14 protein-coding genes are annotated in these 14,618 nt (G+C 72.7%); 4 read left to right on the top strand and 10 right to left on the bottom strand.

Annotated features, from left to right (window positions below; all coding sequences use genetic code 11):
- Window positions 1–4 precede the first annotated feature (4 nt).
- The 4 genes from AB0G28_RS22375 to AB0G28_RS22360 all read right to left on the bottom strand — a co-directional run bounded on the left by AB0G28_RS22375 (window position 5) and on the right by AB0G28_RS22360 (window position 5,299).
- Window positions 5–886 (bottom strand): substrate-binding domain-containing protein, encoded by an 882-nt coding sequence (locus AB0G28_RS22375; protein ID WP_361091909.1) that lies wholly within the window; start codon window positions 884–886, stop codon window positions 5–7.
- A 156-nt stretch (window positions 887–1,042) separates the two neighbouring features.
- On the bottom strand, window positions 1,043–2,368 hold the full coding sequence (locus AB0G28_RS22370; protein ID WP_361091906.1) for a jacalin-like lectin: 1,326 nt from the start codon (window positions 2,366–2,368) through the stop codon (window positions 1,043–1,045).
- Window positions 2,365–4,203, bottom strand: a complete 1,839-nt coding sequence (locus tag AB0G28_RS22365; RefSeq protein ID WP_361091903.1) for a phosphatase PAP2 family protein — start codon at window positions 4,201–4,203, stop codon at window positions 2,365–2,367. The genes AB0G28_RS22370 and AB0G28_RS22365 overlap by 4 nt, the downstream gene beginning before the upstream one ends.
- Window positions 4,204–4,498: 295 nt before the next feature.
- Complete coding sequence (locus tag AB0G28_RS22360; protein WP_361091900.1) at window positions 4,499–5,299, bottom strand: SDR family oxidoreductase; 801 nt, start codon at window positions 5,297–5,299, stop codon at window positions 4,499–4,501.
- A 330-nt stretch (window positions 5,300–5,629) separates the two neighbouring features.
- Here AB0G28_RS22360 and AB0G28_RS22355 point away from each other — a divergent pair, with 330 nt between their 5' ends.
- On the top strand, window positions 5,630–6,043 hold the full coding sequence (locus AB0G28_RS22355; protein ID WP_361091897.1) for an Lsr2 family protein: 414 nt from the start codon (window positions 5,630–5,632) through the stop codon (window positions 6,041–6,043).
- Between the two features lie 294 nt (window positions 6,044–6,337).
- A complete protein-coding gene (locus tag AB0G28_RS22350; RefSeq protein WP_361092080.1) occupies window positions 6,338–7,237 on the top strand; it encodes an aminoglycoside phosphotransferase family protein in 900 nt (299 codons plus the stop codon).
- Window position 7,238: 1 nt separating this feature from the next.
- Here the strand turns inward: AB0G28_RS22350 and AB0G28_RS22345 are convergent, their stop codons facing one another.
- The 3 genes from AB0G28_RS22345 to AB0G28_RS22335 all read right to left on the bottom strand — a co-directional run bounded on the left by AB0G28_RS22345 (window position 7,239) and on the right by AB0G28_RS22335 (window position 9,021).
- Window positions 7,239–7,496: a hypothetical protein gene (locus tag AB0G28_RS22345; RefSeq protein ID WP_361091894.1), complete on the bottom strand. Its 258-nt coding sequence runs from the start codon at window positions 7,494–7,496 to the stop codon at window positions 7,239–7,241.
- An 82-nt stretch (window positions 7,497–7,578) separates the two neighbouring features.
- Entirely contained in the window at window positions 7,579–8,541 is a 963-nt protein-coding gene (locus AB0G28_RS22340; protein ID WP_361091891.1) for a 2-oxoglutarate and iron-dependent oxygenase domain-containing protein, read from the bottom strand.
- A gap of 9 nt (window positions 8,542–8,550) precedes the next feature.
- Window positions 8,551–9,021 (bottom strand): nucleoside deaminase, encoded by a 471-nt coding sequence (locus AB0G28_RS22335; protein ID WP_361091888.1) that lies wholly within the window; start codon window positions 9,019–9,021, stop codon window positions 8,551–8,553.
- Between the two features lie 111 nt (window positions 9,022–9,132).
- Between AB0G28_RS22335 and AB0G28_RS22330 the strand changes: the two genes are divergently transcribed.
- On the top strand, window positions 9,133–10,089 hold the full coding sequence (locus AB0G28_RS22330; protein ID WP_361092077.1) for a YafY family protein: 957 nt from the start codon (window positions 9,133–9,135) through the stop codon (window positions 10,087–10,089).
- A 47-nt stretch (window positions 10,090–10,136) separates the two neighbouring features.
- On the opposite strand, the gene AB0G28_RS22325 is transcribed toward AB0G28_RS22330, so the two are convergent.
- The 3 genes from AB0G28_RS22325 to AB0G28_RS22315 all read right to left on the bottom strand — a co-directional run bounded on the left by AB0G28_RS22325 (window position 10,137) and on the right by AB0G28_RS22315 (window position 13,378).
- Window positions 10,137–11,225 carry a winged helix DNA-binding domain-containing protein gene (locus AB0G28_RS22325; protein WP_361091885.1) on the bottom strand — a complete coding sequence of 363 codons (1,089 nt, stop codon included), beginning with the start codon at window positions 11,223–11,225 and terminating at the stop codon, window positions 10,137–10,139.
- 67 nt (window positions 11,226–11,292) lie between these two features.
- On the bottom strand, window positions 11,293–11,922 hold the full coding sequence (locus tag AB0G28_RS22320; protein ID WP_361091882.1) for a TetR/AcrR family transcriptional regulator: 630 nt from the start codon (window positions 11,920–11,922) through the stop codon (window positions 11,293–11,295).
- A gap of 187 nt (window positions 11,923–12,109) precedes the next feature.
- On the bottom strand, window positions 12,110–13,378 hold the full coding sequence (locus tag AB0G28_RS22315; protein ID WP_361091879.1) for a GGDEF domain-containing protein: 1,269 nt from the start codon (window positions 13,376–13,378) through the stop codon (window positions 12,110–12,112).
- 219 nt (window positions 13,379–13,597) lie between these two features.
- Between AB0G28_RS22315 and AB0G28_RS22310 the strand changes: the two genes are divergently transcribed.
- Window positions 13,598–14,557 (top strand): chitinase, encoded by a 960-nt coding sequence (locus tag AB0G28_RS22310; protein WP_361091876.1) that lies wholly within the window; start codon window positions 13,598–13,600, stop codon window positions 14,555–14,557.
- Window positions 14,558–14,618 lie beyond the last annotated feature (61 nt).

Below are 14,618 nucleotides of genomic sequence, written 5' to 3'. Positions count from 1 at the left end.
CCGATCACCAGGGCGGCGGCCCCGTACTCCCCCGCACCACCAACGACACCGGCACCGGCTCGACCGCCGTGACCCGGATTCCCGTCGCCGTCTCGTCGAGCAACGTCCGCACCACCCGGCGGCCCAGCTCGGAGAACGACTGCCGGACCGTCGTCAGCGGGGGCCAGAAGCTCGCCGCTTCGGGCATGTCGTCGAAACCCGCCACGCTCACCTCGCCCGGCACCGAACGCCCCGCTTCGTGCAGCGCGCGCAGCAGGCCCAGCGCCATCTGGTCGTTCGCCGCGAACACCGCCGTCACCGCGGGGTCGTGGCACAGCATCCGCCCCAGTGTGTAGCCGGATTCGGCCGTCCAGTCCCCGACCACCGGCAGCGGGACCCGGCGGTCGAACCGGTTCAGCGTCGCGCGCCAGGCCTGTTCGCGGCGCTCGGCCGCGAACGAATCCGTCGGTCCCGCGATGTGCCAGACCGTTTCGTGGCCCAGGCGGAGGAGGTGCTCGGTCGCCAGCGTGGCGCCCTGCGCCTGATCGGTGTCGACGGCCGGGTAGCCGGCGCGGGGGTTCGAGTCGACCACCACCACGGGCACGTCCCGTGGGAACTCGATGCCGGGCCAGTCCAGGTCGTATTCCTCGACGAGGACGACCATGCCCTCGACGTTCTGCGTCCCGAGCTGCCGGAACGCCCGCGTCACCGCGGACCGGGTCGGCTTGCCGAGTGACATCAGCTTGACGGCGTACCCATCGGCGGCGGCCGCCTGCGCGATCGCGTCGAGCGTCCGGCTGTTGCCCAGCGTGGCGAGCGTCGAGGTGAGCACGCCGATCGCGCGCCCGGGGTCCGGCAGTACGGCGGCGCCGCCCGGCAGGGGATCCCCTGTCGTCCGCTCCAGCATTCCGCCTCACCCCTCACCGGCTCCGAGTCGACTTCGAGGTCACCACAATGACGCTCATTGTTCACCTCGATGTCGACAACACCACTCGTGAACAACGTCACTGACCGGTAAAAGCACCGGGCGGTGGCGCACGGAACGCCACCGCCCGGGAATGCGCTAGCGCTGGGTGTAGACGAAGCCGGCCTTGTCGAGCTCGTCGCCGGAACGGCCGTGGAAGCCCGCGATCTGCCAGCCGGCCGGGGCCGTGCGCGTCACGCAGTCCGACGTCGTCGAGCCGCCCGCGAGCACCCGCCCGAGGTTGGTGGTGAACCGGGCCGAGAAGATCCGCGTCGTGTTGTTGTACTTGCCCTGGCACAAGGTCGCCGTCGTGACGTACTCGCCGCTGCCCATCGTCAGCGACGACGCCGTCCCCCCGGATCCGCCGTGCGCGAGGGTCGTGCCGTTCTCCAGCGTCACGCCGACCTGGTCGACCCGGTTCCCGGCGCGCAACGACCACGTCCGGACGCGCGCCCCGGCCGGCACGGCGTCGACGTCGGTGAAGTAGTCGCCGTGCGGGCCGCCGTACTGGTCGGAAAGCCGCAGCGCGGGGTTGCGCGTCCAGTCGAACCGGACCGTGACCGGGTCGTGGTCCGACAGCATCCGGCCGGCGTCGTCGAGGAACTTCGCGTGTTCGTTGTTGTACGCCGTCGCGGTGAGCGAAACGAGCTTGCTGCCGCGGTAAAGGATCTTGTCGACGACCTCGCAGTCGTTCGTGACCTGCGCGTCGCAGAGCAGCGCGGGGCTGCCGGGCGCGGGTGCCACGCCGCCGCGCACGAGCTTCACCCAGGCGTCGGTGAGGCCGTTGTCCCCGGCGAACTGGGCGATCGTGTCGGCCGCGCGGGTGTAGCGCGTGTTGGTGTCGCCCATGACGATGACCGCGTTCCCGGCCGAGTGCGTCCGGATGAAGTCCGTCAGCTGCGCCAGGTTCGACGCGCGGGACGCCTCGTCGCCGTCGTTGGTCCCGGCGTTGGTGTGCAGGTTGTAGACGTCGGTGTAGACGCCTTCGGCCAGCCGGAGCCGCATGAACGTGAAGCCCTTGGGGGTCAGGCAGTCCCCCGAGTCGAGCTGGCAGGACTTCCAGCGCGCGCGCTCGAAGTCGTCGGTGTCGTAGGGCAGCGAAGAAAGCGTGTTCAGGCCGCTGCCGATCCCGGCGCCCCCGCTGGTGGGCGTGCGGTACGGGTGGTTGTCGGCGGCGTAGAGCGCGGCGTGGAAGTTGAAGTCCTCCTCGACGTGCACCAGGTCGTACGCGCCGATCCGCTGCCCGATCGCCGTCGTGGCCGGCTCCCGCGGCTTCGGCGCGCTGTTGATGGCTTCCGGCAGGCCGGCGACGTTGTAGCTCAGCACCGAGAAGCTGCCGCCGTCGGTGGCGTCGGCGTGCGCGACGGCCGGGGCCAGCGCGCACGCCGCGGCCACGGCGGTCAGGACGGCAAGGCGTTTCTTCACGAGAACTCCCGCAGGATTCGGAGGGACAAGCCGGTCGGGGTGTAACGCGGGACCACCCGGAAGCCCGGGCGGTCGGCCTTGACGACGGCGAACCGTCCCTGGACGCGGCGGGCGCTCAGCACCGGGATCTCCCGGACCGGGCACGAGCCGTCCACCTGGATCTCCAGCGTGCTGCCCGGGCCCAGGGCGACCGTGCCGGAAACGGCCAGCGCCGGGCCCGCGCCGGGCCGCACGGACAACGTCCCGCCGGCCTGGTGGTACCCGCCCACGCGCAGGCCGGAGACTCGCAGGACACCGCCCGTCACCTCGACGGCCCCGGTGCCGAGCGCGCACGCCGACGCCGCGGCCAGCGTGCCCGCCGTCAGCCGCGTGCCGCCGCGGTAGCTGTTGTCGCCGTGCAGCGTCAGCGTCCCGCTGCCCGCCTTGGTGAGCCCGCCGAGGCCGCCGATGTCGTTGCGCCAGCTGTCGTTCGCGTGGAACCCGCCGCGAGCCGCGTCCTGCTCGACGCGGACGTCGGCGTCGAAGGCGCCGTACCCGTCGGCGGCCGCGAACAGGTTCAGCCGCCCCCACTGCTCCGGGCCGTCGAGCAGCGGGTGGCCCGCCGGGAACGCGGTCGTGCGCAGCACCTCCCGCCGCTGCGCGGCGGTCAGGTACGGGAGCCGGGTCTCCAGCAGTACTTCGGCGCCCTTCGGCACGGTCATCGGGACGTTCCGGCCACGGCGCGGGAGCCCGTACGTCGCGCGCCGCGCGACCTGGGCGGCGTTCGCGCACCGGTCGCCGTACTCGTCCGCGCCGGTGTGCGCGCGGGCGAACAGCGTGTCGGCCGTCGTCCCGGTCTTCGCGGTGAAGTACGCCAGGGCCTGCTCGCGCGCGCTCGCCTTGAGCGTGGCGTTCTCCGGGTCCGCGAGCGTCGCGGCGGCCAGGGCCGTGGCCAGGATCCGCCCGCCGATGACGTCGGCCGGGGAGTGCATCCCGGCGACGATCCGGGTGTCGGACAGGTCGTACGCCCGCGCCACCAGCTCCTGGAACCGCTCGGGCACGGCGTAGGCGAGCGCGAGGCAGGCCAGGTGGAAGGCGTTGGTGTGGCCGCTCGGGAAGCCGGCGTCGTCGACCGGGCTGGTGCTGCGCTGCCGCAGCAGCTGCGGGGCGACGACCACGTCGGAGCGGTAGACCGGGTAGCCCAGCGAGTCGACCCGGCCGGTGTCGACGACCCGGCTGTCCTCGGTCAGCCGCCACGGACGCGGGTACTGGTAGGCGTACTTGCTGGGGTTGCCCGACGCGAAGGTGCCGCGCAGGGTGTCGACCAGCCGGGCCACCAGGCCGAGCTCGGAGTCGTACGAGCCGGCGCCGAGCGCCGATCCCGCGGGTGCGTCCGCCGGGACGGCGTCGTCGATCTTGGTCGCGGGGGTGCCGTCCGGCGCGCCGGTGATGCTCGTGACGGCCTTGGCGCCGCCGCGGTAGAGGTCCGCGAGGGGTCCGAGGCCGCCGATGGCGGCGTAGGACTGGTGCTGGCGGTCGTAGACGAAGGCCCGCTTCGCCTCCGCGGCGGTCCTGGCCCGGGTGACGGCGACGACGTGGCGGACGTTCGCCCGCAGCACCTCCGCGTCGAGCACGGTCCCGGTGTCCCACGACGGCCCGGTGCGCCACAGCCGCTGCATCCCGCTCAGCGCCCGGACCGCGGCGTTGGTCTCCGGCGTCCGGTTGGCCGGTACGTTGGTGCGGTAGGCGTCGACGAACGCGGCTTCCTCCGCCCAGGCGGGGACGCCCAGCAACGCGGGCGCGGCGACGACGGCGGGAACCAGCGCGGTCCGGCGCAGGAAACTCCGTCTGTCCAATGTGTTCGGTGTCAACTCGTTCTCCTGGTGACGCCTGCACGGCGGATCGTCGAGGTGCGCACTCGCCCGCGCCGGAACGCCGGGTGGGCGCGCGAAAGCCAGGTCGGCCGACGGGAATGATCAGCGCCGTGATCACCCGCGTCAAGGGCCGTCGGCAGGAATTCGGCCAGGAGTAACCGGCTGTCCGCACAGGCGGTTCGTGAATTCGTCGAATTCGACCCCTTCGCCGGCCCCGCCCGGTCCGGTCGGCGTAACCGCGGTTGGTCCGGTCGCGCTCAGTCCACTGTGGACGGTTTCACTCCCCGGCGCGCTCGAAGGCCAGCGTCGGCACGTCCACGACGTGCGCGCCGCCGTCGACCACCAGGACCGCGCCGGTGATGTAGGACGACTCCGGGGAGCCGAGGAACCGGATCACCGCGGCGATCTCCGCCGGTTCGGCCGGACGGCGGAGCGGGACTTCGGCCGTCACCCGCCGGTACCCCTCTTCGCGGCCGCCGTCGAACCCGGCGTCGGCGGCGAACTGGTCCATCTCGGCGTCGGCCATCGGGGTGCGCACCCAGCCGGGGCAGACGGCGTTCGCCCGGACGCCGTGCGGCCCGAAGTCGCGGGCGATCGACCGCGTCAAGCCGACCAGCGCGTGCTTCGCGACGGTGTAGCCCGCCACGTTCGGGCCCGCGAACAACCCGGCCAGCGACGACACGACGACCACCTGGCCGCCGGTCGCGATCAGCGACGGCAGGGCGGCCCGGCAGAACACGAACGCGCTCGAGAGGTTGACACGCAGCGCGCGTTCCCATTCTTCGTCGCCGGTTTCGGTCACCGGGGAAAGCCCGTGCCCGCCGGCGTTCGCCACGGCGACGTCCAGCCGCCCGAACCGCCCGGTGATTTCGGCGATCGCGGCGTCCGCCTCCGCGCGCACGCTCGCGTCGCACACGATGACGTGCGCACCGGTCCGCGCGGCCACCTCTTCCAGCGGCTCGCGGCGCCGCCCGAGGACCACGACGCGCGCACCCTCGTCCGCGTAGCGCCGGGCCACCGCGGCCCCGATGCCCGTCCCGCCGCCGGTGATCGCGACAACCGCCCCTGTTGTGTCCATTGTGGATCCCTCCCTGACGGGGAACGACGCGGTCGCCGTTATCTTCCCCCACTACTCCGAACAGCCCATGAACCGGCCATCCGGGTGCAACTTGCAGATCCGCGTTGCTCCCTGTCGCCAATTCCGGGCTTGCGGTGACTTCTCTCCCGCAGATCAAGGATTCGTCGCGAAGACCCGGCACGAGTACTCAATTGATACAGGCAACGCGCCGTGGGGAGGAATTCCCTCGCAGGGCGGGATGTGTATAGACTCCATAGTGGAGCAGTGAATTCTCACCGTCGGTCACAATAGCGTCACGCTGCTGGTCCCCGCGTTGTTCAAGGAGCAGGAATGGCCCAGAAGGTCCTCGTCGAGATGCTCGACGACATCGATGGCACGCCCGCCGCCCGCACCATCCCGTTCGCCCTCGACGGCGTCACCTACGAGATCGACCTGTCCGAGGAAAACGCCGCCGCGCTGCGCGACGAACTGGCCCGGTACATCAGCGCGGGCCGCCGCATCGGCGGCCGCAAGGTCCGCGTCGCGACCGGCCAGCCGTCCACCACGACCGCGTCCGACCGCGAGCGCAACCAGCAGATCCGGTCGTGGGCCAACGCGAACGGCTACGAGGTTTCCGAGCGAGGACGCCTGGCTTCCGAGGTCATCGCCGCCTTCGAGCAGGCGCAGATCGCCGAAGCGGAGGAGTCGGCGAAGGGCGCGCGCAAGCGGGCGCCGCGCAAGAAGGTCGCCGTCGCGAAGAAGTGACCACGGCATCGTCGTTGTCACTTCTTCACGACGCGGAACCCGCCTGAAGAATCGACGAGCCGCGCCGGCGTCCGCCGGTCGCGGCTCGTGCTCGCCCCCACCTCGGTGATCGGGTATCCGCGCGCTCTTGGATCTCCGCCGCGAATCAGCGCGTATTGCCGCATCGCCCCCGGACGGCCGTCCCCCAGCGGCTCGAGGACCATTTTCGGCCGCTTACCGGCGACGACCCGGGCGGCGCCGGGCAGGGGCGATGAGTAGCCTGAACGGGTGGTCGACGCACGCTCTCGCCCGGTCATCCCGGATCTCGGTCCCCCGCCGGAGCGCCTCACCGTCCACGTTGGACAGGTACGCCGCTTGATCGGCGAGCAGTTCCCCCGGTGGGCCGGCCTCCCGGTCCGGCCCGTGGCACGGGTCGGGTGGGACAACTTCACCTTCCACCTCGGCGACACGATGGTGGTGCGGCTGCCCAGCGCGGCCGAGTACGCCCTGGCGGTCGGCAAGGAACAGCGGTGGCTTCCCGTGCTCGCTCCCCAGCTGCCGCTGCCCGTCCCCGTGCCGCTGGCCCACGGGCGGCCCGGCGCGGACTACCCGTTCCCGTGGTCGGTCAATCCTTGGCTTCCCGGCGAACCCGCGAGCACGGGGCGGGTTTCGGACCCCGTCCCCTTCGCGCTCGACCTGGCCGGGTTCGTGGCCGCCTTGCAGAAGGCCGGCACCGAAGGCGGTCCCCGGCCGGGAAAGCACAACTGGTTCCGGGGCGCCACCCTGCGCACGTACGACGCGCAGGCCCGGCGCGCGCTCGCGGCGCTGGACGGTCACCTCGACGTCGGCCCGGCCGACGGGATCTGGCGGACGGCGCTGGCCGCGCCGTGGGACGGCGTCGACGTCTGGTTCCACGGCGACCTCGCCCCGGGCAACCTCCTGCTCGGCGACGACGGGAAACTGGCGGCCGTCATCGACTTCGGGACGTGCGGCATCGGCGACCCGTCGTGTGACATGGCCATCGCGTGGACGCTCCTGACGGCCGACGGACGGCAGGCGTTCCGCGAGCGGTTGTCCGTCGACGAGGCGACCTGGGCACGCGGACGCGGCTGGGCCCTGTGGAAGACCCTCGTCACGTGCGCGCGGACGGTGGGCCGGACCGATGAAGAGGCCGCGAACGCGCGCCGCGTCCTCGGCGAGATCTTCTCCGGCTAGCTCACACCCCGCCGCGCGTGTTCCGGTCAGCCGCTCCGGACAGCGCACGAGCGGCCCGCCGGCTCCAGACCGCGGCGGCGACCGCCAGCAACAGCACGGCCGGCAGGCCGCCGAGGAGCCAGCCGTCGGCCTGAGCCACCGAGACGTCCGGGGACGTGCCACTGTGCGCCAGCACCAGGTTGGCCTCCGGCGGCCCGCCGCCACAGCCGTTCTGGGCGTGCCAGTGCTGGGCGACCGCGTACTCGATGGCGGTGGGCATCCCGGGTACCTCCTCGTGCCGAGCCGACTCTCGGGAACCACCAGACAGTGTGACGTCGCGGGTGGCGGAACTCCACCAGGTGTCAGGTCATCGTGATGGCGTTGAGCTTTTCCCGCAGGTAGTCCGCCGCGATCACCTCGGGGTAGACCCGGTTGCCCAGCGGCGGCGCCAGTGACGTGATCCGCGCGTCGTGGTCGGTTTCGTAGAAGAAGATCAGCGACACCAGGTCCTCTTCCGGCGCCGTCGCCGACGGCGGGAGGACGCGGTGGCGGGTCGAGCGCCAGCGGTCGCCCGTCCAGCGGGCCATCAGGTCGCCGATGTTCACCGTGAACGCCTCCGGGTGGAACGGGGCATCCTGCCACTCGCCGTCGGCCGTGCACACCTGCAGCCCGCCGACGCCGGCCTGGCGGTCCAGGACCGTCACCGTGCCGAAGTCGGTGTGCGGGCCGATGCGGAACTGGTCCGGCTCCGGGACGCCGACCCGGCTCATCGGCGGGTACCAGTTGATGTTGAACGTGTACGTCGGGTGCGCGGTGTGCCGCGTGAAGTGGCTTTCCGCGAGGCCGAGCGCCGCCGCGAAGATCTCCAGCAGGTGGTCCGACAGCGCCCGCATGCGGCGCATGTACTCCGTCGCCGTCTCGCCGAAGCCGGGGACCTCCGCCGGCCAGACGTTGGGCTGGAACCAGAATCCGTCGATGTCGGCGACGCCGGTGCGGGTGTCCGCGCCCGCCGAGTACGACTCCTTCAGGTCCGGCGGGGTCTCGGTGCCCTCGGCGTAGCCGTTGGCCTCCACGCCCGGCGGCAGCCAGCCGCGGCCGCCGACGGTGACGGCGTAGCGCTGCTTGACGTCCTCGGGCAGCGCGAAGAACTCCCGCGCCAGCTCGCGCGTCCGGGTGCGCAGGTCGTCCGGGACGCCGTGCCCGGTGACCAGCAGGAAGCCGGACTCACGCAGCGCGGCGTCGATCCGGGCCGCCACCTCGGCCCGGCCCTCGGACGTGCCCGCGAACCACGGCGAAAGGTCCACGAGCGGAACGGATGACGGCATACCGGCTCCTCAAGCACTGTCCTGTTCGGACTTCTCGACCCCGATGTCCTCGAACCACAGGTCCGGGCGCGCGGCGATGAACTCCTTCATCAGCGCGGTGCACGCGGGATCGTCGAGCAGGGTGATCTCCACGCCGAGCCCGGCGAGCCAGTCGTGCCCGCCGTGGAACGTCTCCGCCTCGCCGATGACGACGTGCCCGATCCCGAACTGACGGACGAGCCCGGAGCAGTACCAGCACGGCGAGAGCGTCGTGACCATGATCGTGTCACGGTAGTGCGGGCGGCGGCCGGCGTTGCGGAACGCCGCGGTCTCGGCGTGCATCGACGGGTCGCCGTCCTGCACGCGCCGGTTGTGCCCGCGCCCGAGCAGGGTGCCCGCGGTGTCGAACAGCGCGGCCCCGATCGGCACGCCGCCTTCGGCCTTGCCCAGCTCGGCTTCTTCACGGGCGACGGCGAGCAACGCGTCCGGGTCGATCGGCATGCGCCACTCTTTCCGGCCGGGGCGGTCCCTGGCAAGTGTTCGACCGGACTGCTGCCCCATCCGGCGGATCGCGGACCGGAGCTGTCCTCGATGTCTGACACACTGCGTGGCATGTACGGGACTTCGGAACGCCTGCTCAGGCTGCTTTCCCTGCTGCAGGCGCGGCGCGACTGGCCGGGCGCCGACCTGGCGTCGCGGCTGGAGGTCGACGTCCGCACGATCCGCCGGGACGTCGAGCGGCTGCGCTCGCTCGGCTACCCGGTGCACGCGACCCCGGGCGTGGCCGGCGGCTACCGGCTCGGCGCGGGCGCCGCGCTGCCGCCGCTGCTGCTCGACGACGACGAGGCCGTCGCGGTCGCGGTCGGCCTGCGCACCGCGGCGAGCGGCACGGTCAGCGGCATCGAGGAGACGTCGGTGCGCGCGCTGGCGAAGCTGGAGCAGGTGCTGCCCGCCCGGCTGCGGCCGCGGGTGGGCGCGCTGCACGCGGCGACGCTCTCGCTGCCCGGCACCGGCCCGACGGTCGACGCCTCGGTGCTGACGGCGATCGCCGCGGCCTGCCGCGACCACGAGCGGCTGCGCTTCGGCTACGGCGACCGCGACGGCGCGCGGACGCAGCGGTCGGTCGAGCCGCTGCGGCTGGTCCACACCGGGCGGCGCTGGTACCTGGTCGCCTTCGACCTCGACCGCGCCGATTGGCGCACCTTCCGCGTCGACCGGATCGCGGACGTGCCGGTGGCGGGCTTCCGGTTCACCCCGCGCGAACCTCCGGCCGACGACCTCGCCGCGTATGTCTCGCGCCAGATCTCGACGGCGCCTTACCCGCACCAGTTCGTGCTGCGGGTGGCCGCCCCGGCGGAAGCGGTGGCGCGGCGCGTCCCGCCCACCGCCGGGGTGGTCGAGGCCGTCGACGAGCACAGCTGCCGGGTGCGGACCGGGGCGAACACCCTGGACACCGTGCCGTACTACCTGGCGCAGTGGGGCTTCGACTTCGTGGTCGAGGAAGCGCCGCCCGGGCTGGTCGAGCGGCTGCGGGAGGTCGCCGGCCGGTTCGCCAGGGCCGTGGGGTGAGCTGGTCCGGCGGCCTGGCGACCGCACGGCCGGCGACCCGTTGCCGGTCAGGGCGTTTCCACCCGCACCCGGTCGCTCTCGCCGTCGCTCAGGAACGCGGCCAGCGCGCTGCCCTCGGCCGCGACCTCGCCGCGTTCCGGCCGGGACAACCGCCGCAGCGGCCGCACCACCACCGCGGCACCGTCGACCGTCCACGTCGCCGAAACGCGGCCGTCCACCAGCACCACCCGTTCCCCGGCCACGGACAGCCCGCGGTGGGCGTCGTCGATGATCCGGGAGCGGTCGTCGTAACCGAGGATCGCGTTGTCGAACGCGGGCAGGAACCGCACCGGCGCCGGTGTGCCCGGATCAGGACGCGGTGCTTCGGGCAGGTCGAGGAGCTCGCGGCCCCGCTCGTCGCGGAAGACCACCAGTTCCTCGCGCACGGCCTTCACCGCCGCCGGCAGACCGGCCAGGCCGGACCACGCACGCAGGTCCGCCGTGGCCGCCGGGCCGAACGCGGCCAGGTAGCGCCGCACGAGCGGCCGGTCGTCTTCGGCGAGCGGCTCGATCTCCCGGCCCAGCCAGGCCGACAGCGGGAGGTTGCGCACGCCGCCCTTGGTGCGCCACAGCCCGCGGGGCGGTAGCTGCGCCGCCGGGATCAGCGCGGCGATCAGCATCTCGCCGAGCGGCCGCGACCCGGGTCCGGGCCAGCGCGCGGCGACCGCCCGCGCGAGCTCGCCCATCGAGCGCGGCTCGCCGTCGGCCAGCACCGCCCGGCCCGCGGCCGCGAGCTCGTCGAGGTCCACACCGGTCAGCTCGCGGCGGTAGGTGCCCAGAACCCGCTGGCGCAGCATGGTGTCGAAGCGCGCCCGCCACGCCAGGACGTCCTCGGCGGTGAGCAGGTGGACGGTCCGGCGCATGAGGTGCGTCCGCACCACGCGACGTCCGGTCAGCAGGTCCGACAGCTCCGCCGGGTCGAACGCGCGCAGCCGCGACCACAGCCCGGCGAAGGGTTCCTGCGGTTCCTGCGCCTGCAGGCCGCACAGGTGACCGACGGCGGCGTGGACCGGCAGGGCGGAGCGGTCCAGCAGCAGCTGGCGGGCGAGCGTCGCGCGGTTGAGCGACCGGACGTCCAGCACGGTGGGGTTCGGCATGGGACCCACCGTGTCAGAAGTAGCGGACAGCATATGACCGCTTTCGCCGGTGGGTTTGACCGACTGCTTAGTTCGTGACGGGCGTCTCAGGCGTGACGCCGAGCATGCGCAGCACCAGCCCGCCGTACTCCTTGCCCAGCGCGGTCGGCGTCTGCCGCGCGCGGTCGCTGTACCAGCGGGCGACGTCGACGCCGAGCGAGAGCACGGCCCGGGCCGAGATGTGCGGGTCGGACACCGCGAACGCGCCGCTCGCGACCCCCTCGGCGATCACCTCGCGCACGATCCGCTCGATCCGGCGCCGCAGCTGCGCGACCACCTCGAACTCCTCCTCGGGCAGCGCCTGCAGCTCGTACTGGACGACGCGCGCCACGGTGTGGCGCCGCGCGTGCCAGGCCACGAAGTCCTCGACGATCAGCCGGATCCGCTCGACGGGATCGGATTCCTTCGCGACGACGTTCTCGACCAGCGCGAGGGTCTGCTCGTGGCCGTACCGGCTGATCGCGAACAGCAGCGCGGCCTTGGAGGGGAAGTGCACGTAGAGCGCGGCCGGGGACATTCCCGCGGCGCCGGCGATGTCCCGCGTGGTGGTGGCGTGGTAGCCCCGCTTGGCGAAGGCCTCGACGCCGGCCAGCATCAGCCGCCGCGCGGTTTCCGGCTGCACGTCCGGCCACAGTTCGGCCGACAGCGACATCGTCATCCGGTGATCCTCCCAGATCGCCCCGCCCGCGGGCCGGGCACGACGGCCGGCCCGGTCGTGACCATTGTAAGCGCCCGCTAACCTGAGGCCGGGGCGAACCATCTCGTCGAAGGGATGACGGACCGGAAACGGTCACCGGGGACACCGTCGCGCCGGGCGGCCGCGAACACGGCCGTCGCCGGCGGACTTATTCCGGTTCGGCGCAAACGGTCCGGTTGCGCCCCGCCGCCTTCGCCCGCAGCAATGCCGCCTCCGCGGCCACCAGCGCCTCCGAGAGCAGGCCGGCCGCGCAGCCCGCCACGCCGATCGACACCGTCACGCCGACGAACTGGGGGCCGTCGCCCGAGGCCTTCAGCGCCACCAGTGTCGAGGCGATGCGCAGGCGGATCCGCTCGGCGATCGCCATCGCGTCGAACGGGCCGGTGCCCGGCAGCAGCACCGCGAACTCTTCGCCGCCGGAGCGGCCCACGAGATCCGCCGCACGGACCTCGTCGCGCAGCGTGCCGGCGACCGCGCGCAGGACCGCGTCGCCGATGCGGGCGCCGTAGCGGTCGTTGAGCTGGCGGAAGTGGTCCAGGTCGAGCAGCAGCACCGCCGGGCCCGGGCCGTGCCTGCCGAGCCGGTCCAGCTGCGCCTCGGCCGCGCCGCGCCACGACGTGGCCGTCAGCACGCCGGTGCCGGGATCGAGGGTGACGTGGTCGCGGCGGCCGGCGCCGAGGCCGCCGCGGTGCAGCACGACGGTGGCGCCGCCCAGCAGCGGCACGAGCAGCGGCGCCGCTCCGGCGGCCCAGGCGAGCGGCAGGCCGAGCGCGGTCATCGCGGCGTCGAAGGCGTATCCCGCCGCGGCCTCGCGCGGACGGCGGGGGCCGTCGGCGGCCGTCACCAGCGCCGCGTTCACCGCGAGGAACGCCAGCCCGGCGACGGCGAGCAGGGCGACCGTGCGGGCGTCGAGGACTTCGCCGAGGGGCCGGACGCCGGTCGCGGTGAGGAAGGCGCCGGCGACGAGACCGGCCAGCGCCGTCGCCGCGGCCCCGAACACCTGCCGGTACACGGGTCTTCTGCGGACCCGGACCCATTGGTGCAGCGCGGAGAGCGCGATCAGCGCGGCGGCGAGCCCCGGCCGCAGCACGAGCACGCCCGCGAAGATCCACGGGGTGTCGACACCCGGGCCGAGGAGGGTGTCCTCGCGGTGGCGCTCCACCGGCCGCGCGAGCTCGGCCGACACCAGCATCCCGCCCAGGAGCAGCGCGAACGGCACCAGCATCGCCGCGAGCGGCGGGAACCGGAGGGCGGCGAGCACGACGGCGGCGACGGCGAGGACGTCGATCAGCACGAAGTAGCAGACCTGGCCGCGGCGCGGCAGCCGCCACAGCGCCCAGCGGGCCAGGACGACGGCGGGCAGGAACCGGCCCGGGCGGCGTTCCCCGCCGGCGGCGACCGTGGAATCCCCCACCATTTCGGCAAAGTAGCCGGTATACGGGTTCCTGTCACTCCGCCTTCAGGGGAATTTCACCTCGGCGGCGAACCCGGACACCGTGGGTCATTTTCCGACCGAAGAAGGGTTGACACCAAACATTGGTCTAGTCCACTGTGTGGTGGCACACAGCACTCCTCCCGGGTTGATCCCGCCGCCTCAAACCGGAGGTGCTCCACCCTGCACGTCTGGAGGACCCCCATGAAATCTGTGCGCCGTCTGCTCACCCTCGCGGTCGCGGCTTCGGCCTCGATGGCGACGGCGATCGGGCTCGCCCCGCAGGCCATGGCCGCGGTGGACCCGGTGCTCGCGTCCCCGTACCTGTACCAGTGGGGCGGGCAGACCAGCCCGACCGCGGCGATGTCCGCGACCGGCGTGAAAGCGTTTACGCTGGCGTTCGTGCTGTCGGACGGCGGCTGCAACCCGAAGTGGGACGGCAGCCGCTCGCTGACCGGCTCGGACAAGACGATGATCCAGAACATCCGCAACGCGGGCGGGGACGTGATCCCGTCCTTCGGCGGCTGGTCCGGCACGAAGCTGGGCTCGAAGTGCACGTCGGCTTCGGCGCTGGCCGGCGCGTACCAGAAGGTGATCGACGCCTACGGCCTCAAGGCGATCGACCTCGACATCGAGAACACCGACGAGTTCGAAAACAACACGGTCCAGGACCGGATCTTGGGCGCCGTCAAGCTCACCAAGCAGAAGAACCCGAACCTGCGCGTGGTGATCACCATCGGCACCGAGACCACCGGCCCGAACAGCTGGGGCAAGCGGCTGATCACCCAGGCCAAGGCGATCGGCGCGAACGTCGACGTCTGGTCGGTCATGCCGTTCGACTTCTCCAGCGGCGGCGACATGGCCGCGCACACGAAGTCCGCGGTCGACGGGCTGAAGAACCAGCTCAAGACCACGTTCGGCTGGAACGACGACACCGCCTACCGGCACAGCGGCCTCTCCTCGATGAACGGCAAGACCGACAACGCGGGCGAGACGGTCACCGTCGCGAACTTCGACACGATCCGCGGCTACGCGGCGAGCCACCACCTGGCCCGCTTCACCTTCTGGGCCACCAACCGCGACTGCAGCGGTGGCGGCGAGTGCAGCGGTATCAGCCAGAGCAAGTACGCGTTCACCAAGATCGTCGCCGGCTACACCGGCTGACACGGGCCCGTAGTGGGGCTGTCGGAGGCCCTCTCACCGGCATCGGGGTCGGTGAGAGGGC

The sequence above is a fragment of the Amycolatopsis sp. NPDC021455 genome, from assembly GCF_040640995.1.
Lineage (GTDB): Bacteria > Actinomycetota > Actinomycetes > Mycobacteriales > Pseudonocardiaceae > Amycolatopsis.
Note: the sequence above shows the minus strand (reverse complement) of the source record. Positions and strands in the feature narration are given on the sequence as shown.

Coding starts and splice junctions, on each gene's coding strand:
- AB0G28_RS22375 (WP_361091909.1), bottom strand. CDS start 886: ATGCTGGAGCGGACGACAGGGGATCCCCTGCCGGGCGGCGCCGCCGTA.
- AB0G28_RS22360 (WP_361091900.1), bottom strand. CDS start 5,299: ATGGACACAACAGGGGCGGTTGTCGCGATCACCGGCGGCGGGACGGGC.
- AB0G28_RS22355 (WP_361091897.1), top strand. CDS start 5,630: ATGGCCCAGAAGGTCCTCGTCGAGATGCTCGACGACATCGATGGCACG.
- AB0G28_RS22345 (WP_361091894.1), bottom strand. CDS start 7,496: ATGCCCACCGCCATCGAGTACGCGGTCGCCCAGCACTGGCACGCCCAG.
- AB0G28_RS22340 (WP_361091891.1), bottom strand. CDS start 8,541: ATGCCGTCATCCGTTCCGCTCGTGGACCTTTCGCCGTGGTTCGCGGGC.
- AB0G28_RS22335 (WP_361091888.1), bottom strand. CDS start 9,021: ATGCCGATCGACCCGGACGCGTTGCTCGCCGTCGCCCGTGAAGAAGCC.
- AB0G28_RS22330 (WP_361092077.1), top strand. CDS start 9,133: ATGTACGGGACTTCGGAACGCCTGCTCAGGCTGCTTTCCCTGCTGCAG.
- AB0G28_RS22325 (WP_361091885.1), bottom strand. CDS start 11,225: ATGCCGAACCCCACCGTGCTGGACGTCCGGTCGCTCAACCGCGCGACG.
- AB0G28_RS22320 (WP_361091882.1), bottom strand. CDS start 11,922: ATGACGATGTCGCTGTCGGCCGAACTGTGGCCGGACGTGCAGCCGGAA.
- AB0G28_RS22315 (WP_361091879.1), bottom strand. CDS start 13,378: ATGGTGGGGGATTCCACGGTCGCCGCCGGCGGGGAACGCCGCCCGGGC.
- AB0G28_RS22310 (WP_361091876.1), top strand. CDS start 13,598: ATGAAATCTGTGCGCCGTCTGCTCACCCTCGCGGTCGCGGCTTCGGCC.